Here is a 21,780-nt window from a genome sequence, read left to right as displayed (position 1 = left end):
GGCCACCGCCCTCGTCGCACCACGTCCGAGGACCATTGAAGCAACAGCCACCGCCGCACGACACAGGAGCCGCACGGATCATGTCCCGTCTCGCCGAACTGAAGTTCCGGACGGCCACCGCCGTCCAGCGCCGGCTCGCCAACCCCCTCATGCGGCGCTTCCCGCCGCACACGGTCCTGGAGACCACGGGCCGCGTCTCCGGACTCGCCCGCCGCACCCCGGTGGGCGGCCGGCGCGTCGGTGACTCCTTCTGGCTGGTCTCGGAGTTCGGCGAACGCTCCCAGTACATCCGCAACATCCGGGCCGATCCCCGGGTACGCGTACGGATCGGGGGCCGCTGGCACGCCGGCACGGCCCACGTCCTGCCGGAGGACGACGCCGGGGCGCGGCTGCGCCGGCTGCCGCGGCTGAACAGCGCGGCGGTACGCGCGATCGGCACGGACCTGCTGACGGTGCGGGTGGACCTGGACGGCTGAGGTCCCCGGGCCCCCGGCCCGCGTCGCGGTCTCCCGGCGGGCCCGCTCACCCCGGCCAGACGATCGACTGCACCTCGCTGTACGCGTGCAGGGCGTACGAGCCGACGTCGCGGCCCACTCCGCTCCGCTTGAACCCGCCGAACGGCGCCTCCATGTTGCGGCCGACGGTGTTGACGCCGACGCCGCCCGCCCGCAGCCGCCGTGCCACCCGGAAGGCGCGGGAGACGTCGGCCGACCAGACGTAGTCGATCAGGCCGTAGTCGGAGTCGTTGGCCAGGGCGACGCCCTCGTCCTCCTCGTCGAAGGGGATGACGACCACGACGGGACCGAAGATCTCCTCGCGGGCGACACGCATGTCGTTGGTGCAGTCGGCCAGGACGGTGGGCGCGACGTAGAAGCCCCGTTCCACGTCGGGGCGTTCGCTGCCGACGACGGTCACCGCGCCCTCCTTGCGGCCGAGGGCGACGTACGACTCCACCCGCTCCCGGTGCGCCGCGGAGATCACCGGGCCGACGACGGTGTCCGCCGCGCGGGGGTCGCCGACCTTCAGCCGGCGGGCGTACGCCGCCAGTTGCTCGACCAGCCGCTCGTACACCCCGCGTTGTGCCAGCACCCGCGTCGGTGCCGTGCAGATCTGCCCGCTGTAGAAGGAGAACGTGGTGCCGATGCCGGCCACCGCGGAGCCGAGGTCGGCGTCGTCGAGGACGAGTGCCGCCCCCTTGCCGCCCAGCTCCATCAGCTGGCGTTTCATGTCCCGCCCGCAGACCTCGGCGATGCGCTGTCCGACGGCGGTGGAACCGGTGAAGCTGACCATGTCGACGTCCGCGGAGGCCACGGCGGCCTCCCCCACCTCCACCGACCGTCCGCAGACCACGTTGAGCACGCCGGGCGGCGCGCCCGCCGCGTCCAGGGCCTCCGCCATGCGGTAGACGGACAGGGGGTCCTGCGGGGCCGGTTTCACCACCACCGTGTTGCCCATCGCCAGGGCGGGGGCGACCTTGCCGGCCGGGTTCGCCCAGGGGTTGTTGTACGAGGTGATGCAGGTGACGACGCCGACGGGCTGGCGTACGGCCAGCGCGCCCAGCACGCCCCCGCCGCCGAGCGCCGACGCGGCGCCCTTCCGCCCGCCCTCGCCGATCTGCGGCGCGATCGCCCACTCGGCGGGTTCGACCGCGGCGTACCGGCGGAAGCGGGCGGCGGCGACCCCCACCTGCATGGCGCGGGCGGTGGGGGTCGTCGCCCCGGTCTCCGCCTGCGCGAGTTCGGCGTGGGGCACCAGCCGGGCGCGGATGTGGTCGGCGGCCCTGGCGAGGACCGCCGCGCGCTCCTGGGCGGGGGTGCGCGACCAGGAGTCGAAGGCGGCGCGGGCCTCGGCGCAGGCGGCGTGCACCTGCTCGGTCGAGGCCTCCGGCGCCCATCCCACGGTCTCCTCGGTCGCCGGGTCGACCACGGCGTAGTGGCCGCCCGCCGGTTCGACCCACTCCCCGCCGATGAACAGCCGGGTGCTCACCGGGTGCTCACCGTCCTCGTGTCCCGGCCCGAACGCAGCACCCGGCCGGGCACCGCTCCGCTCACCACGTCGTCGCGGATCGCCTCGACGCCGTTGACCCAGACCGCCCGCACACCGATCGCGCGGGAGTCCAGGCGCGGGCTGTCTCCCGGCAGGTCGTGCACCAGCGTGGCGGGGCCGGCGTCGACGCGTTCCGGGTCGAACAGGACGAGGTCGGCATGCCAGCCCTCCCGGATCCGGCCCCGGTCCCGCAGTCCGAACAGCCGCGCGGGATCGTCCGTCAGCATCTTCACCGCCTGCTCCAGTCCCGCCAGCTTCCGGCCGCGCAGGCAGTCCCCGAGGAAGCGGGTGGTGTACGGCGCGCCGCACATCCGGTCCAGGTGGGCGCCCGCGTCGGAGCCGCCGAGCAGCACGTCCTCGTGCCGCCAGGTCTCGGCGCGCAGCGCCCAGGACGCCGGATCGTTGTCGGGCGGCATCGGCCACAGGACCGTGCGCAGGTCGTCCTCGGCGCAGATGTCGACCAGGCAGGCGAACGGGTCCTGGCCGCGTTCGGCGGCGATGTCGCCGACCACGCGCCCGGTCAGGCCGCGGTTCGCCTCGCTGTAGGTGTCCCCGACGACGTACCGCGCGAAGTCCGCCAGCCGCCGGAAGACGCCCGCCTCCCTGCTGTCGGCCCGGCGCAGCAGCTCGGCCCGCACGACGGGGTCCTTCAGCCGCGCGACGCGCTCGGGCACGGGCAGACTCAGCACCGGCCCCCAGCCCGGGATGAGGTTCAGCGCGCAGAAGGTGCCGAGGGACATGTTCATCGGCGTGAGGATCGGCATGGTGAGCGCCACGACCCGGCCGCCGGCCTTCCGGGCCCGCTCGCTCGCCAGGAGCTGGCGCGGGACGCGTTCGGGCACGGCCGCGTCGACGGTCAGCACGTTCCAGTTCAGCGGCCGGCCGGCCACCGCGCTCATCTCCACGAACAGCTCGATCTCGGCGTCGCTGAACTGGTCGAGGCAGCCGGCCACGATCGCCTCGATCTGGGTGCCCTCGTGCTCGCCGACGGCCCGGGACAGCGCCAGCAGTTCGTCGGGCGCGGCGTGCCGGGAGGCGACGGGCCGCCCGTCCCCGTCGGAGTGGGTGGACGACTGGGTGGTGGACAGGCCCCAGGCGCCGGCGTCCATCGCGTCGTGGAGCAGCCGGACCATGGCCGCGAGCTGCTCCTCGCTCGGCTGCCCGCCGACCGCGTCCGGGCCCATCACGTGGCGGCGCAGGGCGCAGTGCCCCGCCATGAAGCCCGCGTTGACCGCGATCCGCCCCTCCAGCGCGTCCAGGTACTCGCCGAAGGTGTGCCAGTTCCAGGGCGCCCCCTCCTCCAGGGCGACCAGGGACATGCCCTCGACCTTGGACATCATGCGGCGGGTGTAGTCGGCGTCCTCGGGGCGGTCGGGGTTGAGCGGGGCGAGGGTGAAGCCGCAGTTGCCGCCGGCGACGGTGGTCACCCCGTGGTTGAGGGACGGGGTGGCGTACGGGTCCCAGAACAGCTGGGCGTCGTAGTGGGTGTGCGGGTCGACGAAGCCGGGCCCGAGGACGAGGCCGGAGGCGTCCTCGCTGGTGCGGGCCCGCTCGGTGACCCGGCCGACGGCGGCGATCCGCCCGTCGCGCACGCCGACGTCGGCGGTGAACGCGGGCGCGCCCGTGCCGTCCACGACGGTCGCGCCCTTGATGACGTGATCAAGCATGGGTCTCCTCCCCCGGCTCCGGCGGGCGGCTCACGCGGCGGAGGCCCGGAACCGCGAGGTGCGGTGGACCGGATCCGTGTCGATCTTCGGGATCACGTGCTCGCCGATCAGCCGGATCGTCTGCAGCGTCTCCTCCTTCGGCACCCCGACCGGCAGCCCGAAGCTGAGCTGGTCGGCGCCGGCCTGCTCCCACCGCTTGCACTGCCGGAGCACCTCGTCGGGGTCGCCGCAGATCAGCAGCTCCTCCTCGATGAGGAGTTCGACGAACTCGGCTGTGTACTCGGGCAGGGTCTCCGGCCACACGGGGAAGCCCTCGGGGCGCGGGAAGGTGTCGTGGTAGCGGAAGACGAGGGAGGGCAGGTAGTGCAACCCGCCCTCGACCGCGATCCGTATCGCCTCGTCGTGGGTGGGGGCGCAGACGGCGGTGGTGGTGACCATCACGTTGTCGTTGACGAAGGCGCCGATCGGCTCGGCGTCGACGATCGCGGACTTGTACTGCTCCAGCACCCACTCCATGTCGGAGACCTTCTGCACGCTGAAGCCGAGCACCCCGAGGCCCTTGCGCGCGGCCATCGCGTACGACGGCGGCGAACCGGCCGCGTACCACATCGCCGGGTGCGCGGGCCCGTGCGGCTTCGGGAGCACCTTCCGGGGCGGCAGTGACCAGTGCTTGCCCTGGAAGCCCTCGTACTCGTCCTGGAGCCACATCTTCGGGAACTCGGCGATCGTCTCCTCCCAGATCTCCTTCGTGTGGTTCATGTCGGTGATGCCGGGGAGGAAGCCGAGGATCTCGTGCGAGCCGGCGCCGCGGCCGCTGCCGAACTCGAAGCGGTTGCCGGAGAGGTGGTCGAGCATGGCGACCTTCTCGGCCACCTTGACCGGGTGGTTGACCTGGGCGAGCGGGTTGAAGATGCCGGAGCCCAGGTGGATGCGTTCGGTGGCGTGGGCGAGGTAGCCGAGGAAGACGTCGTTGGCGGAGAGGTGCGAGTACTCCTCCAGGAAGTGGTGCTCGGACGCCCAGGCGTACTTGAACCCGGACCTGTCCGCCTGGATGACGTACTCGGTCTCCTCCATCAGCGCCTTGTGCTCGGCGAGCGGGTCGGTCTCGGCGCGCTTGCCCACGTACCCCTGTACAAAGAGCCCGAATTCCAAGGAGGTTCACCGTCCCCAGTCATTTTCTGATGGACCGTCAGATTCGTCTGCCGCCGACTGTGGCACCGAGGGTGTGCACCGTCAATAGCTGACGAACAGTCAGATGGATGGGTCACAGGACACTGACGCCCGCCAGCCATCCCCCGTCGATCACGAACGGCTGGCCGGTGATGTACGAGGAGTCCTCGCAGGACAGGAACAGCGCCAGCCGCGCCACCTCCTCCGGCCGCCCGATCCGCCCCAGCGGCACGAGCTTGCGGTACAGCCGGTCCAGCGCGAGCGAGGTCGCCTCCGGGTCGGCCTGCGGATCCAGACGGGCCGGGTTGGACATCGCCGTGTCGATCGCGCCGGGGCACATGGCGTTGACCCGGATGCCCCGGTGGGCCAGCTCCAGCGCGGCGACCCGGGTGAGGCCGAGGACGGCGTGCTTGGTCGCCGCGTAGGTGCCGACCGCAGCCATTCCGGTCATGCCGGTGTACGAGGCGGTGTTGACGATCGTGCCGCCGCCGGTCATCTCGGGTGCCACGGACTTGATGCCCAGGAAGCAGCCGACCTGGTTGACCCGCACCACCTGCATGAACTCGTCGAGGGGGGTGTCGACGAGGGAGTTGAAGCGCAGTACGCCGGCGTTGTTGACGAGCCCGTCTACACGGCCGTACGCCTCCTTGGCGGCGGCCACCGCGGCCCGCCAGTCGTCCTCGAGGCCCACGTCGAGATGGACGTAGCGGGCACCGATCTCCTTGGCCAGCGCCTCGCCCTGGTCGTCGAGGACGTCGGTCACGACGACCTCGGCGCCCTCCTCCCGGAACAGCCGGGCCTCCCGTTCCCCCTGTCCGCGTGCCGCGCCGGTGACGATCACGACGCGTCCGTCCAGCTTGCCCATGCGCTCTCCTTAGAGGTGAGGAGCCACTTCGGCGCCGAAGGCGGCGATCTGGTCGACGAGTTCGCCGCGGTCACGGCTGCGGAACCGCACCTGGATCTGGTGCACGCCCATCGCCCGGTACTCCCGCAGCGACTCGGCCAGCTCGTCCGGCGATCCGGTCAGGGTGCGGCGGCCGACGGGCCGGTCCGGCCGGCCCACGTACAGCGGCTCGGTGAGGGCGCCCACGGTCAGGGGCGCGTCGATCCCCGCCTCCGCGCGCAGCCGGGTGAGCCGCGCGATCTGCCCGGGCATCCGCTCCCGCGGGTCGCCCTGCGGCAGCCAGCCGTCGCCCTTGAGCGCGGCCCGGCGCACCGCGGCGGGCGAGGAGCCGCCGACCCAGACGGGCACGTGCCGCTGTGCGGGCCGGGGCAACTGCCCGAGCCCTTCGAAGTCGTACAGCTTCCCGTGGTGCACGGGGAACTCCTCCGGCCCGAGCGCGGCCCGCAGGGCGTCGATCACCTCGTCGAGCACCGGGCCGCGGCGCCGGAAGTCCACGCCGAGCGCCTCGAACTCCTCGGCCACGTGCCCGGCCCCGACCCCGAGGACGAGCCGGCCGCCGGAGAGGTGGTCGAGGGTGGCGTACTGCTTGGCCGTGACCAGCGGGTGCCGCAGACCGACGACGGCGACATGGGAGAGCAGGCGGACGCGTTCGGTGACCGCGGCGAGGTGGGCGAGGGTGGCCACGGGGTCGTACCACACCGTGCTCATCGCGGTCGCGAGCCGGCGCGGTACGGCGACGTGGTCGCAGCAGGCGACGTAGTCGAAGCCGGCCCGGTCGGCGGCGCGGGCGACGGCGACGAGGTCCTCGGGTCCGGCGTCCGCCTCCCAGGCCTCCGCGTAGAGCGTGCTCTGGGACTGCACCGGCAGCTGGATGCCGTAGCGGAGCCGGCTCACGGCGACCACAGTCCGTCCGGGGTGAGCCCGAGCAGCTCGATGGCGTTGCCGCGCACGATCCGCTCGACCGTCGGCGCGTCCAGGTGCGCCATCTGCTCCTCACCGACCTGGCGCGACTTCGGCCAGGTGGAGTCGGAGTGGGGGTAGTCGGTCTCGTACAGGACGTTGCCGACGCCGATCGCGTCGAGGTTGCGCAGCCCGAAGGCGTCGTCGAAGAAGCAGCCGTGGACGTGCTCGGCGAACAGCTCCGACGGCGGACGGCGCACCTTGTCGGCGACCCCGCCCCAGGCGCGGTTCTCCTCCCAGACGACGTCGGCGCGCTCCAGGATGTAGGGGATCCAGCCGATCTGCCCCTCGGCGTACATGATCCGCAGGTTCGGGAAGCGTTCCAGCTTCCCGCTCATCAGCCAGTCCACCATCGAGAAGCAGCAGTTGGCGAAGGTGATCGTGGACCCGACGGCGGGCGGGGCGTCGGCGGAGGTGGAGGGCATCCGGCTGCTGGAGCCGATGTGCATCGCGACCACCGTGCCGGTCTCGTCGCAGGCGGCGAGGAAGGGGTCCCAGGCGTCGGTGTGGACGGAGGGCAGTCCGAGGTGCGGGGGTATCTCGGAGAAGGCGACCGCGCGCACACCGCGTCGCGCGTTGCGCCGGACCTCCTCGGCGGCGAGCACGGGATCCCACAGCGGGATGAGGGTGAGCGGGATCAGCCGGCCCCGCGCCTCGGGCCCGCACCACTCCTCCACCATCCAGTCGTTGTAGGCGCGCACGCAGAGCAGGGCCAGCTCGCGGTCGGCGGCCTCGGTGAAGGTCTGGCCGCAGAAGCGCGGGAAGGTCGGGAAGCAGAGCGCGGACTGGACGTGGTTGACGTCCATGTCGGCCAGGCGCGCGGGGACGTCGTAGGACCCGGGGCGCATCTGCTCGTAGGTGATGATCTCCAGTTTGATCTCGTCCCGGGCGTACCCGACGGCGGTGTCCAGTCGGGTCAGCGGCCGGTGCAGGTCCTCGTAGACCCACCAGTCGCCGATCGGGCCGTCGTCGCCGGGGGCGCCCATCACGGGCTTGAACCGGCCGCCGAGGAAGGTCATCTCCTTCAGCGGGGCGCGCACGGTGCGCGGACCCGTGTCCAGATACCTCTTCGGGAGCCGGTCCTGCCAGACGTTCGGCGGTTCGACGGTGTGGTCGTCGACGGAGATGATCCGGGGAAAGGTCGGCTGGGTGTCCATGCCGGCCACGGTAGCGCTCATCTGACGACCCGTCAGCTACGGCGGCGGGATCGGCCCCGGGCCCCTCGCGGCACCCCCGGTGTATCTCGGACGGCCCTTCGCGCTCTGATCAGTACGGAAGTGGGCGATGAGAATGTGAAGGCTTTGTGAGGCACCGCACCGCCGACTGTGAGTGTGGTCTCGCGCCACTGACGCAAACACCACGAGCAAGGCAAACTGACAGGGTTGTTCAGGATGTCTAAGGGGACGGCGATGGAAGGGGTACCACCGCGGGTGCCGGCGCAACGGCAGCCGGACTTCCCGGATGCCTTCGGCGATCCGGGTGCGCTGCGCTTCTGCGTCCTCGGTCCCGTGCGCGCCTCGCGCGGCGCGGAACCGCTCGCCACGGGTTCCCCCCAGCAACGCGCGCTGCTGGCCGCGCTGCTGCTGCGCGAGGGCCGTACGGCCACCGCGCCGGAGCTGATCGACGCCCTGTGGGGCGACGAGCCCCCGTCGCAGGCGCTGGCCGCCCTGCGGACCTACGCCTCCCGGCTGCGCAAGGTGCTGGACCCCGGGGTCCTGGTGAGCGAGTCCGGCGGGTACGCCATCCGCTCCCTCCCCGACGGCGCGCTGGACCTGGCCGTCGCGCGGGAGCTGGCTGCGGAGGCCGACCGGGCCGGGCACACGGGGGACCTGTGCCGGGCGCGGGACCTGCTCGGGCGGGCCCTGGCCCTGTGGGACGGCGAGGCGCTGGCCGGCGTACCCGGGCCGTACGCGCAGGCCCAGCGCGTACGGCTGGAGGAATGGCGGCTCCAGTTGCTGGAGTCCCGCCTGGACATGGACCTCGAACAGGGCTGCCACGCCGAGGCGGTCTCGGAGCTGACCGCGCTGACGGCCGCCCACCCGCTGCGCGAGAGGCTGCGCGAGCTGCTGATGCTGGCGCTGTACCGCAGCGGCCGGCAGGCGGAGGCGCTGGCGGTCTACGCGGACACCCGGCGGCTGCTGGCGGACGAGCTGGGAGTGGATCCGCGGCGGGGCCTCGGCGAGTTGCAGCAGCGGATCCTGCGCGCGGACCCGGACCTCGCGGCACCGGCGGCCCCGGCCGCCGAAGCGCCGACCGCGCGGGTGCGCCCGGCCCAGCTTCCGGCGACGGTCCAGGACTTCACCGGCCGCAGCTCCTTCGTCGCCGAGCTGAGCGAGGTGCTGGCGTCGGCCGAGGGCCGGGTGATGGCCGTCTCGGCGGTGGCCGGGATCGGCGGCGTGGGCAAGACGACGCTCGCGGTGCATGTCGCGCACCAGGCGCGGGCCGCCTTCCCGGACGGACAGCTGTACGTCGACCTGCAAGGAGCCGGCGGCCGGGCGTCGGAGCCGGAGTCGGTGCTCGGCTCGTTCCTGCGGGCGCTCGGGACGGCCGACTCGGCGATCCCGGACACCCTGGACGAGCGGGCGGCGCTGTACCGGTCCGTACTGGACGGCCGCCGGGTGCTGGTGCTGCTGGACAACGCCCGCGACGCCGCCCAGGTGCGCCCGCTGCTGCCCGGCACCTCCGGCTGCGCGGCGCTGGTCACCTCCCGCGCCCGGATGGTGGACCTGGCCGGGGCGCATCTGGTCGACCTCGACGTGATGTCGCCCGACGAGGCGCTGTCGCTGTTCACGAAGATCGTCGGCGCGGAGCGGGTCACCGCCGAGCGCAAGGCGGCGCTGGACGTGGTGGCGGCGTGCGGCTTCCTGCCGCTGGCGATCCGGATCGCCGCGTCCCGGCTGGCCGCCCGCCGCACCTGGACGGTGTCCGTGCTGGCCGCGAAGCTCGCCGACGAACGCCGCCGGCTGGACGAGCTCCAGGCCGGCGACCTCGCCGTCAAGGCGACCTTCGAGCTGGGGTACGGCCAGCTGGAACCGGCCCAGGCACGGGCGTTCCGGCTGCTGGGAATCGCGGACGGGCCGGACGTCTCGCTGCCGGCCGCGGCCGCGGTGCTGGATCTGCCGCCGGAGGACGCCGAGGACCTGCTGGAGTCCCTGGTCGACATGTCCCTGCTGGAGTCGGCGGCGCCCGGCCGCTACCGGTACCACGACCTCGTCCGGCTCTACGCGCGCGCGTGCGCCGAGCGGGACGAGCAGCCGCCGAGCGAACGCGACGCGGCGTTCGCCCGCCTGCTGGACTTCCATCTGGCCACCGCGTCCCGCGTCTACGCGATCGAGCGGCCCGGCGAGCGGGTCCTGGAGCACATCGCGAAGACCCGGCACCCGGGCCTGTCCTTCCAGGACCGCGACCAGGCACTGGAGTGGCTGTTCGGCGAGGCGAACTGCCTGCTGGCGTGCGCCCGGCAGGCCACGTCGGCCGGTCTGCACCGCAAGGCGGCGGACCTGCTCATGGCGGCGGTGGACCTGGGCGAGTCCGGTGCCGGCTCCCTTCAGTTCACCAAGGTCGCCGCCGCGGTGAGCGAGGCCGCCGCGGAGGCCGGGGACCCCTGGGCCGAGGCCCGGGCCCGGACCATGCTGACCCATGTGCACAGCATCTGCGGGCGGTTCGCGGAGGCCGACGCGGAGGCGCGGCGGGCCCTCGCGGTCGGGCTGCCGGCGGGCGATCCGGTCTCCAGCGGCCAGGCGCCCAACCAGCGCGGGATCATCGCCCTGTACGAGGCCAGGCACGAGGACGCGGAGGCCCATCTGTCGGAGGCCCTGGCGGCGTTCCGGGCGGACGGCAACAAGCCCGGCGAGGCCGCGGCGCTGTGCAATCTCTCGCGGGTGCACCTGGCCACCGGGCGGACGGCCACCGCCGTGGAACTGGCGGGCCAGGGCATCGCCCTCTACGAGGAGGACCGGTCCGGACTGGCGCTGCGGCTGGCCAACGGCAAGTACGCGCTCGGCCTCGCCCTGACCGGCGCCGGACAGACCGCGCGGGCCCGTGACGTGCTGACCGAGGCGCTGGAGGTCTTCCGCGACAGCCGCCAGCGGTTCTGGCAGGGGATGACCCTGTACCGGCTCGCCGAGGTGCAGTTGGCGGACCGGCGCCCGGCCCTGGCGGCGACCCAGGCCGAACAGGCCCTGTCCGTCCTGCACGGGATCGGCGGCGAGTGGCGGCGCGGCAACGTGCTGACCGTGCTGGGCCGCGGGCTGGCCGCCATCGGCCAGACCGACCGGGCCCGGGTCTGCTGGAGCGAGGCGCTGGCGATCTTCGAGGAACTCGGCTCGCCGGAGGCCGAGTCGGTGCGCCTGCTGCTGTCGCCGTCGGCCGTGGCCTGATCACGGTCGACGGGCCCGGTCACCGTGAGCGGGCCGTTCATCGATCGTTTATCGACTGGTGGCAGTCTCTCTTCCTGCCGGTCCGTCGCATCGGGGGGCAGACGGACCGGCACGGCCGCCCCGCTAGGGTGAACGGCCTGCTCGGTCCGCTCGGGGGCTCACGGGGGAGCCGCCGAGCGGGCCGGACGACCATTTGGCTGCACGCACAGGGAAGTTGACTCACATGGCCGAGAACGCCCAGAACGCCGGCACCACCGACGGCAAGGACGCCGTCAAGCCGAACGACGCACACGCCTCCGGCGAGGAGCTGACTACGCAGGACGCGCACGCGTCGAGCGGGCCGCTCAAGCCCGCGGACGCCCACGCTTCGGGCACCGAGGTCAAGCCGACCGACGCCCACGCGTCGAGCGAGCCGGCCAACTAGGACCGCGGCAACGGCGGGGGATCGCACGGGGATCGGCCGCGGCGGCGCGGAGGGGGAGCCGCCGCGGCCGCGGCATTTCTGACGCTGCGGCACAAGTCCCAGGAACACCTGAAGTTCACGTACCGAACTCCTGTCACATCCCACAATTCAAAGTCTATTCGGCCTGACGAGGTGTGAAACCACGGGTCCGATGGCGATTCTCTTGGCATGAACCTGCTGTCCGACGGACGGGCGGCAGCCTCATGGAGGTGTGGGATGCACCGCAGACTCGCAACCGCTCTTGCCGCCTCGACCCTGGCTCTCGGCACCGTCGTCGCCACCGCGACGGCCGCCGGCGCCGCTCCCGCCGACAAGCCCCAGGTCCTGTCGAGCTGGACGCAGACCAGCGCGTCCAGCTACAACGCCTGGGTGGCGGCCCGTGCCAACCAGTCCGCCTGGGCCGCCTACGGCTTCGACTGGTCGACCGACTACTGCTCCACCTCGCCCGACAACCCCTTCGGCTTCCCCTTCGCCACGTCCTGCGCCCGTCACGACTTCGGCTACCGCAACTACAAGGCGGCCGGCGCCTTCGACGCCAACAAGGCCCGCCTCGACAGCGCCTTCTACGAGGACCTCAAGCGCGTCTGCAACGGATACGGCGGCGCCACCAAGGCGGCCTGCAACAGCACCGCGTGGACGTACTACCAGGCCGTGCGGGCCTTCGGCTGACCCGGCGCCGGCCGGAGTGCCTCCGGCCGGACGGACATGGCGGGGCGTCGCCGCACGGCGCCCCGCACCCCCGCCCCCCACCCCCGCTCAGCGCCGCGCCCGCAGCTCCCCCTTCACCACCTTGCCGCTCGCGTTGCGCGGCAGCTCCCCCACGAACTCCACCGTCCGGGGCACCTTGTAGTTCGCCATCTCCCGGCGCGCCCAGGCGATCAGGTCGTCCGCGGTCAGCACGGCCCCCGGGCGCCGCACCACGTAGGCCTTGCCGACCTCACCCAGCCGGGCGTCGGGAACGCCGATCACGGCGACGTCGGCCACCGCCGGATGCAGGCCGAGCGCCTGCTCTATCTCGGCGGGATAGGCGTTGAAGCCGCCGACGATGAACATGTCCTTGATCCGGTCGGTGATGCGCAGGTTTCCCGCCGCGTCCAGCACGCCCACGTCGCCGGTGCGCAGCCAGCCGTCCGCCCCCAGCACCTCGGCCGTGGCCGCGTCGTCCTCGAAGTAGCCGGCCATCACGTTGAATCCGCTGACCAGGACCTCCCCGGGACTGCCGGCGGGCGCGTCGACCCGCACCCGCGTGCCCGGGATCGCCCGGCCGGACGTCGACGCAATCACCGCGGGGTCGTCGCCGCGCCGGCACATCGTGACGATGCCGCTCGCCTCGGACAGGCCGTACGCCGTCAGGACGGTGTCCACACCGAGTTCGCCGCGCAGGCGCTCGACCAGACGCAGCGGGACGACCGCGGCACCGGTCACCACCAGGCGCAGCGCGGACAGGTCGTGGGCGTCGCGGGAGGCGTGGTCCAGCAGGGCCTGGTGCAGGGCGGGCGGGCCGGGCAGGACGGACACCCGTTCCGCCGCGATGTTCGCCAGGACCGTGTCCACGTCGAAGACCGGCTGGGGGATCATCGTCGCGCCCCGCATCAGACAGGCCAGGATCCCCGCCTTGTAGCCGAAGGTGTGGAAGAAGGGGTTCACGATGAGGTAGCGGTCGTCGCCGCGCAGGCCCGCCAGGTCGCTCCAGACCTCGTAGGCGCGCAGGCTCTGCGCATGGGTGATCACCGCGCCCTTGGGGCGGCCGGTGGTGCCCGAGGTGTAGACGATGTCCGACGGCCGGGACGGCTCGACGGCGTCGGCCCGGGCCCGCACGGCGGCCCCCGCCACCCGGTCGCCGCCGGCCAGGAAGTCCTTCCAGGTGCGGAAGTCGGCCGGGGCGTCGTCCGACAGGACCACCACCTGTTCCAGGGACGGCAGTCCGGGCAGCGGGCCCCGCCCGTCGCCCTCCCCCGCGGCCCGCCGCAGCGACGCCACGTACGACGTCCCCAGGAACGTGCCCGTGACGAACAGCAGCCGCGCGCGGCTGCGCCGCAGGACGTCCGCGGCCTCCGTGCCCTTGAAGCGCGTGTTCAGCGGGACCAGGACCGCGCCGGACGACACCGCGCCCAGCGCCGAGACGATCCAGTCCAGGGTGTTCGGCGCCCAGACCGCGACCCGGTCGCCGGGCGCCACCCCGTACGCCAGACAGGCCGCCGCCGCGCGTTCCACGCGGGCGCCCAGTTCGGCGTACGAGATCCTGGTCCTGCCCTCCACCACCGCCTCGGCGTCGCCGTACCGTTCGGCCGCGCTCCGCACCAGCGCCGGGATGCTGCCCCACTCCTCGTCCCCTCGCACAACCGGCCTCCCCGAACCCATAGCTGACTACCCGTCAGATTAGCGGTAGCCTGACGGACTGTCAGCAGACCGGACCGTTGCGGAGGTGTGCTCATGGCAGGGCTGAAGGACGCGACGGCGATCGTCGGGATCGGGCAGACCGCCTTCGCCCGGCGCCTTCCGGAGGACGAGCGGACCCTCGCGTGCCGTGCCGTGCTCGCCGCCCTGGACGACGCCGGGATCGCCCCGCGGGAGGTCGACGCGCTGGCCTCCTACACGATGGAGGAGACCGACGAGGTGGAGCTCGCCAAGAGCCTGGGCCTCGGCGACCTCACCTTCTTCAGCAAGGTGGGCTACGGGGGCGGCGGCTCCTGCGCCACCGTCGCCCACCTCGCCGCCGCCGTCGCCACCGGGCAGGCCACGGTCGGGGTCGCCTGGCGGTCCCGCAAACGGGGCAGCGGGCCGCGGCCCTGGACGAACACCACCGTCCAGCTCCCCACCCCGGCCCAGTGGACCCGCCCCTTCGGGCTGCTGCGCCCGGCCGACGAGATAGCCATGCTCGCCCGCCGCCACATGCACGAGTACGGCACCACCCGGGACCACCTGTTCAATGTGGCCCTCGCCTGCCGGAACCGGGCCAACCAGAACCCCGCCGCGGTGATGTACGACCGGCCGCTGACCCGCGAGATGTACATGACCTCCCGCTGGATCAGCGAACCCCTCTGCCTGTTCGACAACTGCCTGGAGACCGATGGCGCGCTGGCCTGCGTCGTCGTCTCGCGCGAGCGGGCCCGGGACTGCCGGAGCCGGCCCGTCTACGTCCACTCCGCCGCGCAGGGCCTGCCCGCCCAGCACCACGGCATGGTCAACTACTGGAACGACGACCCGCTCACCGGCCCCGCCTGGACCGCGGCCCGGCACCTGTGGAAGCACGCCGACTTCACCCCGCAGGACGTGGACGTCGCCCAGATCTACGACGCGTTCACCGCCCTCGTCCCGCTCTCCCTGGAGGGCTACGGCTTCTGCGACCGCGGTGAGGGCGGCGCCTTCACCGAGGGGGGCGCCCTGGAGACCGGCGGGCGGCTGCCGCTGAACACCGGCGGCGGCGGGCTCAGCGAGGCCTACGTCCACGGGTTCAACCTCATCACCGAGGGTGTCAAGCAACTGCGGGGGACCAGTACCGCGCAGGTCCCCGGCGCCGCCACCTGCCTGGTCACGGCCGGTGAGGGCGTCCCCACCTCCGCCCTGCTGCTCCGGAACTGAGGAGTCGACATGCTCAGCCCCGCCATCGACGCCGACGGCGCCCCCTTCTGGCGGTACGCCGCCCGGGGCGAACTGCGGATCCAGGCCTGCGCCGACTGCGGCGGGTTCCGGTTCCCGCCCCGGCCCTGTTGCCCGCGCTGCCGGTCCTTCGCGACGGAGTGGCGCGCGGTCGGCGGCCACGGACGGATCTGGTCGTACGTCGTGCCGCACCCGCCGCTGCTGCCCGACTACGCCGAACAGGCGCCGTACAACGTGATCGTCGTCGAGCTGGCCGACGCACCCGCCGTCCGGCTCGTCGGCAACCTCGTCCGCGAACCCGGCGCCCGCCTCGACTCCGTGGCGCCCGGCGGGATCCGGATCGGCGCGCGGGTCCGCGTCGTCTTCGACGGCGACGGCCTCCCGCAATGGGTGCTGGAGCGGGTGTGAGCGGCGTCCGGGTCACCGCCGACAAGGCCACCGGCGTCGCCGTCGTCACCCTGGACCGACCCGAACGGCTCAACGCCGTCGATCTCGCGACGGCGGCCGACCTCGCCGCGGTCTGGCGGGAGTTCCGGTTCGACGACTCCGTACGGGCCGTCGTCCTGACCGGCGCCGGGGAACGGGCCTTCTGCACCGGCATCGACCGCGGCGCCGAGGTGCCGCAGCCCGGCTCGCCGTACATGGTGGACGACCCGCTGCTCACCGTCGGCCCGAAGGCGAACGACCTGTGGAAACCGGTCGTCGCGGCCGTGCGCGGCATGGCCTGCGGCGGCGCCTTCTACCTGCTGGGCGAGGCCGAGTTCGTCGTCGCGGACGAGACCGCCACCTTCTTCGACCCGCACACGACCTACGGCATGGTCAGCGCGTACGAGTCGATGTACCTGGCGCAGCGGATGCCGCCCGGGGAGGTGGCGAGGATGGCGTTGATGGGCACCGCGGAGCGGATCTCCGCGCGGCGGGCGTACGAGGTGGGCCTGGTGTCGGAGGTCACCGCCCCCGGCGAGGCGGTGGCGGCGGCCGTGCGCTGCGCCGAGACCATCGCGGGGTGTCCGCCCGAGGCCGTGCAGGGCACCGTGCGCGCCTGCTGGGCGGCCCGGGAGGCGGCCCTCTCCCAGGCGTTGGCCCTGGCCCCGCATCTGGTCGCGCTGGGTAATCTGCCCGCCGAGCGGCAGGCCGAACTGTTCGCCGCACGGCGGCCGGACGGCTTCCGGGTCCGGTGAGCCGGGAGCGCGCCCACCGCGTGGCGGGTGCCGCGGACCGGGCGTGGTGTCCGGGGCGACCGCCGCCGTCCGGAGCCCCCGCCGAGCCCGTTCGACGGCCGGCCCCGGTGCCGCTCAGGCGGTCCGCGCCGTACCGGTGCCCTTCTCCGCGTCCAGCGCGTACACACAGCGGTCCTTGCTGCACGCGTACACGATGCCGTCCTTGACCACCGGGGAGCCGGTGATCTCGCCGCCCGTGGCGAGCTTCCAGCGCAGCCGGCCGTCGTCGGCCTTCAGGGTGTACAGCAGGTGGTCGGTGGAGCCGAAGTGGATCCGGCCCTCGGCGACCGAGGGCGAGCCCACGATGTCGCCGCCCGCCTGAAAGCGCCACTTGGGCGTGCCGGTGACCGCGTCCAGCGTGTACAGGCCGGTGCCGCTGCCGACATGGACGTGGCCGGCGGCGACCAGCACCGGCTCGATGGACGACCTTGACTCGGTGGCGATCCGCCAGCGGTCGCGGCCGTCGGTGGCGTCGAGGGCGTAGACCGTGCCGAGGTAGTCGGCGAGGTAGACGCCGCCGCCGGTGACGGCGGGGCCGGGCGCGAAGGCGGGCGGGGAGAGGAACACCGCGGGTGCCTCGAAGTGCCAGCGGACGTGCCCGCCGGCCGCCTCGACGGCCAGGACGCGGGTGCCGGCGCAGACGTAGACGTAGCCGTCGGGGGCGGGCGTGATCCGGACCGGGACGCCGCCGCAGGAGGCCGCGTCGCCGATCGGGTACGACCAGCGCTCGTCGCCGGTGCGGGCGTCCAGGGCGCGCAGCCTGGCGTCCTGCCACACGTACACCGTGCCGTCGTGCAGGGCGGGCCCGGCCTCGGGCGACTCGAAGTCGCTCTGGCAGCCGCCGATCTCCCACAGCTTGAGGCCGCTGGCGGCCTCCCAGGCCTGCACGCCGCCGCCGCGGGTGCCGGTGACGACGGTGCCGCGTTCGGCCTTCAGGGAGTACACCCAGGCGTCCGTCGACAGCCGCCACAGGTCGCCGCCCTCGCGGGCGTCCAGGGCGAACAGGGTGGGTCCGTCGGAGGCGTGCACCCTGCCGTCGGCGACCGCCATCGACCAGGCCACGTCACGGGTCTTGAAGCGGCGCCGGCCGGTGGCCACGTCCAGGGCGTGGACCTCGAAGGACGTGACGTACACCAGGTCGTCGGCGACGGCGGGGGTGCCCCAGACGTCGTTGGACATGCGGAAGCGCCAGGGGCGCCAGCCGGCCGGGCTCTCCGGCAGCGGCGGCGGGGCCGCGGCCGGGACGGCGGGTTCGGCGCCGTTGACACCGGGGCGGGGCCTGGACCAGGACGCGACGAGACCGGCCTCGGGGGGAGGCGCCTTGACCGCGGCGGCACGGGCGTCGGCGACCCGGGGGCCGGGGCCGATCGGCATCGGGGCGCCGGCCAGCCGGACCGGGCCGCCGTCGGGGGCGCCGACCGGGGCGGGCACGGGCGGGGCCGGTACGACGGGGTCGTGGGACGGCGGGGGCGGCACGGCGTGCGGCCGGCCCGCGCTGCGGCCCGTTCCCGGGGCCGGTCTGACCGCGGGGCGTCCGCCGCGGCGGGTCTCGATCAGGCCGACGGCCTTCTCCGGCAGCCATGCCGAGGCCGTTCCGCTGTCGTCGGAGCCGGAGCCGAACAGGTGCGGGGCGAGCTGGGCCTGGAGATCGGCGGGGGTGGGACGGGCCGAGGGGTCCATCTGCATACAGGACTCGATCAGCGGGCGCAGCTCGTCCGGGAGTCCCTCCAGGTCGGGGCCCTCGCGCAGCAGCATGAAGACGGTCTCGACCGGGTTGGCGCCGTGGAAGGGAGGGTGCCCGGTGGCGGCGAAGACGAGGGTGGAGCCCAGCGAGAAGACGTCGCTGGCGCCGGTGACGGAGCGCGAGTCCTTCGCCTGCTCGGGCGACATGTAGGCGGGGGTGCCGACGGCGACGTTCGTCATCGTCAAACGGGTGTTCGACACGCCGGAGGCGATCCCGAAGTCGATCACCCGGGGACCGTCCTCGACGACCAGGACGTTGGAGGGCTTGAGGTCCCGGTGGACGAGCCCGGCGCCGTGGATGGACTGGAGGGCCTCCGCGACGCCCGCCGCCAGCCAGCGCACCGCCTGGGCCGGCAGCGGCCCGCAGTCGTTCACTATCTCCTCGAGCGAGGGCGCGGGCACGTACGCGGTGGCCAGCCACGGCACGGCGGCGCGCGGGTCGGCGTCGACCACGGCCGCCGTGTAGAAGCCGGACACCGCGCGGGCCGCCTCGACCTCGCGCGTGAACCGGACCCGGAACAGCTGGTCCTCGGCGAGCTCCGTCCGGACGGTCTTGATCGCCACGCGCCGGCCGGACGCCGAGCGTGCGAGATAAACCAGTCCCATGCCGCCGGCGCCCAGTCGTCCCAGCACCTCGAACGGCCCGATCCGCCGCGGATCGTGCTGTGTCAGCTGATCCACCACTTGCCTGCCACCTCCCCGTACGAGCCGCGCCACCTCCATATGTACGCGACCCAGTGCAGCGTCTCACCACCGCACCGCCGTGGCGGCACGCACCCTGATTCTTCCTGTCCGGGCCACAGGTTGCGAACCCGGCGACATATGGGGTGTCACGCCTTTTATCAGATCAAAAGCAGCAGGTCAGCGCTGGAGAACCGCGAACGACGCCCCCTGGTCGTCCGCCACGACGCCCACTGTCCCGTACGAAGTGGCGAAGGGCCCCGCCTGGACGCGGCCGCCGAGCCGTCTCACCGCCGCGAGCGCGGCCTCGCAGTCCTCGACGGCGAAATGGACCAGGAAATGGGGCGGCATCTCGGCGGGAAAGACATCGACGAGCGGGGCGCGGCCGAAGTCCGGCTCGGCGTCGGGGCCGAACAGGGCGTCGTGGAACAGCTCCCCGTAGAAGGCGTTGGCGGCGGCCGTGTCGCGGGCGTACAGCTCGGCCCAGGCGAACGTGCCGGGCTCGTGGCGCCGCCCGAAGCCCCGGTGGGACCCCGGCTGCCACAGACCGAGGACGGCGCCCTCGGGGTCGGTGACCAGCGCGGCGGTGCCCAGCTCCCCGACCTGCGCCGGAGCGGTGACCACCTGGCCGCCGCCCGCCCGGACGCGCCGCGCGAGCGCGTCGGCGTCCGGGGTCGCGAAGTACACCGTCCACACCGTGGGCAGGCGGCCGTCCGCCTTGCGCGCCAGCGCCGCCACGGGTTCGCCCTCCCGCCGGGCCCACACACCGCCGCCGTGCGACGCCGTGAAGGACCACCCGAAGAGCCCACCGTAGAACCGCTTGCCCGCCTCCACGTCCGCGAGCTGTGCGTCCACCCAGCAGGGGACACCCTCCAGGAACGCCTCGTCGCGAGCAGATGCCCTGTTTTCGGCCATATGGTCAAGCTAATCGTCCTTCACGCACCCCGCCCACCTGCCACACCACCGCGTTTCCCGCCGTGCACCCCATTTGCAGTCGGCCGAATCGCGGTCCGATCACCCCTCGGTAAGCTGACGGCATGACAGGACAAGTGCGTACCGTCGACGGCCGCGTGGCCGGTCGGCGTGGGCAGGCGACCCGGCAGAAGCTGCTCGACTGCCTCAGCGAGATGCTCAGCTCCTCCCCGTACCGGGACGTCAAAGTCATCGATGTCGCCCGGAAGGCGGGCACTTCGCCCGCCACCTTCTACCAGTACTTCCCGGACGTCGAAGGCGCCGTCCTGGAGATCGCCGAGCAAATGGCCACCGAGGGCGCCGGGTTGACCGAGCTGCTGGCCGGCCGCTCCTGGACCGGCAAGGCCGGCTGGCAGACCGCCCAGGAACTCGTGGACGGCTTCCTGGAGTTCTGGCGCCGCAACGACGCCATCCTGCGCGTCGTCGACCTCGGGGCCGCCGAGGGCGACAAGCGGTTCTACAAACTCCGTATGAAGATCCTGAACTCGGTGAACAACTCCCTGGTGGACGCGGTCGCCGAGCTCCAGTCCAAGGGCCGCGTCGACAAGGACGTGAACCCGGCGGCGATGGCCGGTTCGATCGTCGCGATGCTGGCGGCGGTCGCCTCGCACCAGAAGGGCTTCCAGTCCTGGGGTGTGAAGCAGGCCGAACTCAAGCCGAATCTGGCGCTGCTGGTGCATCTGGGCATCACGGGCAAGAAGCCGACGAAGTAGCCCGCGCGGCGGGCGCACCTTCTTGTCCCTGTCCGAAGTCCTGTCAGGCGGGCGGCGGTTCACCCGGGTGGGCCACCGCCCGCTGTGCTGTCCGGGGCCGTTCAGGCGGGCATCGGGCGGTCCTTGACGACGTGCTTCATCACCAGCGTCGAGGTCAGCCGCTGCACGCCGGGCAGCGTCGCCAGCCGCTCGTCGTACAGCCGCTGGAAGGCGGCGAGGTCCGCGGTGGCGACCCGCAGCAGATAGTCGGGGTCCCCGAACAGCCGCTGGGCGTCCAGGACGTGCTCCACCTCGCCGACCGCGCGCTCGAACTCGACGACGGTCTCCCGGTCCTCCTGCCGCATGGAGACGAAGACCAGCGCCTCGAAGGTCAGCCCCACGGCCGCGGGATCCACCACGGCCCGGTAGCCGCTGATCGCCCCCGACCGCTCCAGCTCCCGCAGCCTGCGGTGGCAGGGCGAGACGCTCAGCCGCACCCGCGCGGCCAGCTCGGTCACGGTCAGCCGCCCGTCCGTCTGGAGCTCGGCAAGAATTTTCCGGTCTATGTCGTCCATGGCGAAGATTCTTCTCATGAGGGCCCTGTGCTGGGCAAACTTAAGGAACACTTTCGCGCCGATCACGCATAATCTCGCCGCCATGGAATTGGCGGTGCTGTTCTCCTTCCTGGCCCTCGACCTGCTGCTGGTGTGCGTGCCGGGCGCCGACTGGGCGTACGTGATCTCGGCCGGTCTGCGCGACCGGTCGCCGGTGACGGCGGTGGCGGGCCTGGTCGGCGGTTACGCCCTGCACACCCTGCTGGCGGCGGCCGGTCTCGCGGTCCTGGTGGCCGGGTCCCCGGTCCTGCTCACCGCGCTGACCGCGGCGGGAGCGCTGTACCTGGTCGTGCTGGGCTGGGGCGTGCTGCGCCGACCGGGTACGCCGCAGGCGTCCGAGGAGCCGGCCCGGACCGGCCGGGCACGGGTCTTCCTGCGCGGCGCCGCGATCAGCGGCCTGAACCCCAAGGGCCTGCTGCTCTACCTCTCGGTCCTGCCGCAGTTCCTGACCGTGGACGGCGCGCATCTGCCCGTACCGGCCCAGACGGCGGTGCTCGGCCTGCTGCACATGGCGTGCTGCGCCGTCGTCTACCTCGCGGTCGGCGTCGCGGCCCGCGCCGTCCTCGGGACCCGTCCGGCCGCCGCCCGCGCCGTCGCCCGCACCTCGGGCGCCGCGATGCTGGGCATCGGCACGTTTCTGCTGGTGCAGCGGCTGGCGACGCTGTAGCC

At 73.2% G+C, this 21,780-nt stretch carries 19 protein-coding genes; 9 read left to right on the top strand and 10 right to left on the bottom strand.

Annotation, left to right across the window (positions count from 1 at the left end; translation table 11 throughout):
* Nucleotides 1-80: 80 nt before the first annotated feature.
* A complete protein-coding gene (locus DN051_RS22325; RefSeq protein ID WP_053760915.1) occupies nt 81-476 on the top strand; it encodes a nitroreductase family deazaflavin-dependent oxidoreductase in 396 nt (131 codons plus the stop codon).
* Between the two features lie 46 nt (nt 477-522).
* Here DN051_RS22325 and DN051_RS22320 read toward each other — a convergent pair whose 3' ends face one another.
* The 6 genes from DN051_RS22320 to DN051_RS22295 form a co-directional block, all read right to left on the bottom strand.
* A complete protein-coding gene (locus DN051_RS22320; protein ID WP_246040650.1) occupies nt 523-1,986 on the bottom strand; it encodes an aldehyde dehydrogenase family protein in 1,464 nt (487 codons plus the stop codon).
* A complete protein-coding gene (locus tag DN051_RS22315; protein WP_053760914.1) occupies nt 1,983-3,713 on the bottom strand; it encodes an N-acyl-D-amino-acid deacylase family protein in 1,731 nt (576 codons plus the stop codon). The genes DN051_RS22320 and DN051_RS22315 overlap by 4 nt, the downstream gene beginning before the upstream one ends.
* Before the next feature lie 30 nt (nt 3,714-3,743).
* Complete coding sequence (locus tag DN051_RS22310) at nt 3,744-4,835, bottom strand: LLM class flavin-dependent oxidoreductase (protein WP_053760913.1); 1,092 nt, start codon at nt 4,833-4,835, stop codon at nt 3,744-3,746.
* A gap of 142 nt (nt 4,836-4,977) precedes the next feature.
* A complete protein-coding gene (locus DN051_RS22305; protein ID WP_112439364.1) occupies nt 4,978-5,748 on the bottom strand; it encodes an SDR family NAD(P)-dependent oxidoreductase in 771 nt (256 codons plus the stop codon).
* A 9-nt stretch (nt 5,749-5,757) separates the two neighbouring features.
* On the bottom strand, nt 5,758-6,681 hold the full coding sequence (locus DN051_RS22300) for an LLM class F420-dependent oxidoreductase (RefSeq protein WP_246040649.1): 924 nt from the start codon (nt 6,679-6,681) through the stop codon (nt 5,758-5,760).
* A complete protein-coding gene (locus DN051_RS22295) occupies nt 6,678-7,904 on the bottom strand; it encodes an amidohydrolase family protein (RefSeq protein ID WP_199314640.1) in 1,227 nt (408 codons plus the stop codon). Before DN051_RS22295 ends, DN051_RS22300 begins: the two co-directional genes overlap by 4 nt.
* A gap of 252 nt (nt 7,905-8,156) precedes the next feature.
* On the opposite strand from DN051_RS22295, the gene afsR reads away from it, so the two are divergent.
* The 3 genes from afsR (at nt 8,157) to DN051_RS22280 (ending at nt 12,258) form a co-directional block, all read left to right on the top strand.
* A complete protein-coding gene (afsR, locus tag DN051_RS22290) occupies nt 8,157-11,126 on the top strand; it encodes an SARP-family global regulator AfsR (RefSeq protein ID WP_112439363.1) in 2,970 nt (989 codons plus the stop codon).
* A 223-nt stretch (nt 11,127-11,349) separates the two neighbouring features.
* Entirely contained in the window at nt 11,350-11,550 is a 201-nt protein-coding gene (locus DN051_RS22285; protein ID WP_053760908.1) for a hypothetical protein, read from the top strand.
* A gap of 255 nt (nt 11,551-11,805) precedes the next feature.
* On the top strand, nt 11,806-12,258 hold the full coding sequence (locus DN051_RS22280; RefSeq protein ID WP_053760907.1) for a phospholipase: 453 nt from the start codon (nt 11,806-11,808) through the stop codon (nt 12,256-12,258).
* 87 nt (nt 12,259-12,345) lie between these two features.
* Here DN051_RS22280 and DN051_RS22275 read toward each other — a convergent pair whose 3' ends face one another.
* Nucleotides 12,346-13,929, bottom strand: a complete 1,584-nt coding sequence (locus tag DN051_RS22275; RefSeq protein WP_112439362.1) for a FadD3 family acyl-CoA ligase — start codon at nt 13,927-13,929, stop codon at nt 12,346-12,348.
* A gap of 93 nt (nt 13,930-14,022) precedes the next feature.
* Here DN051_RS22275 and DN051_RS22270 point away from each other — a divergent pair, with 93 nt between their 5' ends.
* From DN051_RS22270 to DN051_RS22260, 3 genes are read left to right on the top strand one after another with little or no spacing between them, the layout of a single operon-like run.
* Nucleotides 14,023-15,171 carry a lipid-transfer protein gene (locus DN051_RS22270; RefSeq protein WP_053760905.1) on the top strand — a complete coding sequence of 383 codons (1,149 nt, stop codon included), beginning with the start codon at nt 14,023-14,025 and terminating at the stop codon, nt 15,169-15,171.
* 9 nt (nt 15,172-15,180) lie between these two features.
* Nucleotides 15,181-15,597 (top strand): Zn-ribbon domain-containing OB-fold protein, encoded by a 417-nt coding sequence (locus DN051_RS22265; protein ID WP_053760904.1) that lies wholly within the window; start codon nt 15,181-15,183, stop codon nt 15,595-15,597.
* The gene (locus tag DN051_RS22260; RefSeq protein WP_053760903.1) at nt 15,576-16,370 is read left to right on the top strand and encodes an enoyl-CoA hydratase/isomerase family protein; all 795 of its coding nucleotides are present in this window, start codon (nt 15,576-15,578) and stop codon (nt 16,368-16,370) included. The genes DN051_RS22265 and DN051_RS22260 overlap by 22 nt, the downstream gene beginning before the upstream one ends.
* A gap of 114 nt (nt 16,371-16,484) precedes the next feature.
* On the opposite strand, the gene afsK is transcribed toward DN051_RS22260, so the two are convergent.
* Nucleotides 16,485-18,836, bottom strand: coding sequence for a protein serine/threonine kinase AfsK (gene afsK, locus DN051_RS22255; protein ID WP_053760902.1), 2,352 nt, complete (start codon nt 18,834-18,836; stop codon nt 16,485-16,487).
* A 177-nt stretch (nt 18,837-19,013) separates the two neighbouring features.
* Entirely contained in the window at nt 19,014-19,748 is a 735-nt protein-coding gene (gene kbpA / locus DN051_RS22250) for an AfsK-binding protein KbpA (protein ID WP_053760901.1), read from the bottom strand.
* Between the two features lie 134 nt (nt 19,749-19,882).
* Between kbpA and DN051_RS22245 the strand changes: the two genes are divergently transcribed.
* Nucleotides 19,883-20,518, top strand: a complete 636-nt coding sequence (locus DN051_RS22245; RefSeq protein WP_053760900.1) for a TetR family transcriptional regulator — start codon at nt 19,883-19,885, stop codon at nt 20,516-20,518.
* Nucleotides 20,519-20,619: 101 nt separating this feature from the next.
* On the opposite strand, the gene DN051_RS22240 is transcribed toward DN051_RS22245, so the two are convergent.
* Complete coding sequence (locus DN051_RS22240) at nt 20,620-21,072, bottom strand: Lrp/AsnC family transcriptional regulator (protein WP_112439361.1); 453 nt, start codon at nt 21,070-21,072, stop codon at nt 20,620-20,622.
* An 82-nt stretch (nt 21,073-21,154) separates the two neighbouring features.
* On the opposite strand from DN051_RS22240, the gene DN051_RS22235 reads away from it, so the two are divergent.
* Nucleotides 21,155-21,778 carry a LysE family translocator gene (locus DN051_RS22235; RefSeq protein ID WP_053760898.1) on the top strand — a complete coding sequence of 208 codons (624 nt, stop codon included), beginning with the start codon at nt 21,155-21,157 and terminating at the stop codon, nt 21,776-21,778.
* The last annotated feature ends 2 nt before the right edge of the window (nt 21,779-21,780 follow it).

The organism is Streptomyces cadmiisoli, from assembly GCF_003261055.1.
GTDB lineage: Bacteria > Actinomycetota > Actinomycetes > Streptomycetales > Streptomycetaceae > Streptomyces > Streptomyces cadmiisoli.
Note: the sequence above shows the minus strand (reverse complement) of the source record. Positions and strands in the feature narration are given on the sequence as shown.

Bases quoted from the DNA above. Each gene is read 5' to 3' on its own strand.
- DN051_RS22325 (WP_053760915.1), top strand. From the start codon at position 81: ATGTCCCGTCTCGCCGAACTGAAGTTCCGGACGGCCACCGCCGTCCAG.
- DN051_RS22315 (WP_053760914.1), bottom strand. From the start codon at position 3,713: ATGCTTGATCACGTCATCAAGGGCGCGACCGTCGTGGACGGCACGGGC.
- DN051_RS22305 (WP_112439364.1), bottom strand. From the start codon at position 5,748: ATGGGCAAGCTGGACGGACGCGTCGTGATCGTCACCGGCGCGGCACGC.
- DN051_RS22295 (WP_199314640.1), bottom strand. From the start codon at position 7,904: ATGGACACCCAGCCGACCTTTCCCCGGATCATCTCCGTCGACGACCAC.
- afsR (WP_112439363.1), top strand. From the start codon at position 8,157: ATGGAAGGGGTACCACCGCGGGTGCCGGCGCAACGGCAGCCGGACTTC.
- DN051_RS22285 (WP_053760908.1), top strand. From the start codon at position 11,350: ATGGCCGAGAACGCCCAGAACGCCGGCACCACCGACGGCAAGGACGCC.
- DN051_RS22280 (WP_053760907.1), top strand. From the start codon at position 11,806: ATGCACCGCAGACTCGCAACCGCTCTTGCCGCCTCGACCCTGGCTCTC.
- DN051_RS22270 (WP_053760905.1), top strand. From the start codon at position 14,023: ATGGCAGGGCTGAAGGACGCGACGGCGATCGTCGGGATCGGGCAGACC.
- DN051_RS22265 (WP_053760904.1), top strand. From the start codon at position 15,181: ATGCTCAGCCCCGCCATCGACGCCGACGGCGCCCCCTTCTGGCGGTAC.
- DN051_RS22260 (WP_053760903.1), top strand. From the start codon at position 15,576: ATGGGTGCTGGAGCGGGTGTGAGCGGCGTCCGGGTCACCGCCGACAAG.
- kbpA (WP_053760901.1), bottom strand. From the start codon at position 19,748: ATGGCCGAAAACAGGGCATCTGCTCGCGACGAGGCGTTCCTGGAGGGT.
- DN051_RS22240 (WP_112439361.1), bottom strand. From the start codon at position 21,072: ATGGACGACATAGACCGGAAAATTCTTGCCGAGCTCCAGACGGACGGG.
- DN051_RS22235 (WP_053760898.1), top strand. From the start codon at position 21,155: ATGGAATTGGCGGTGCTGTTCTCCTTCCTGGCCCTCGACCTGCTGCTG.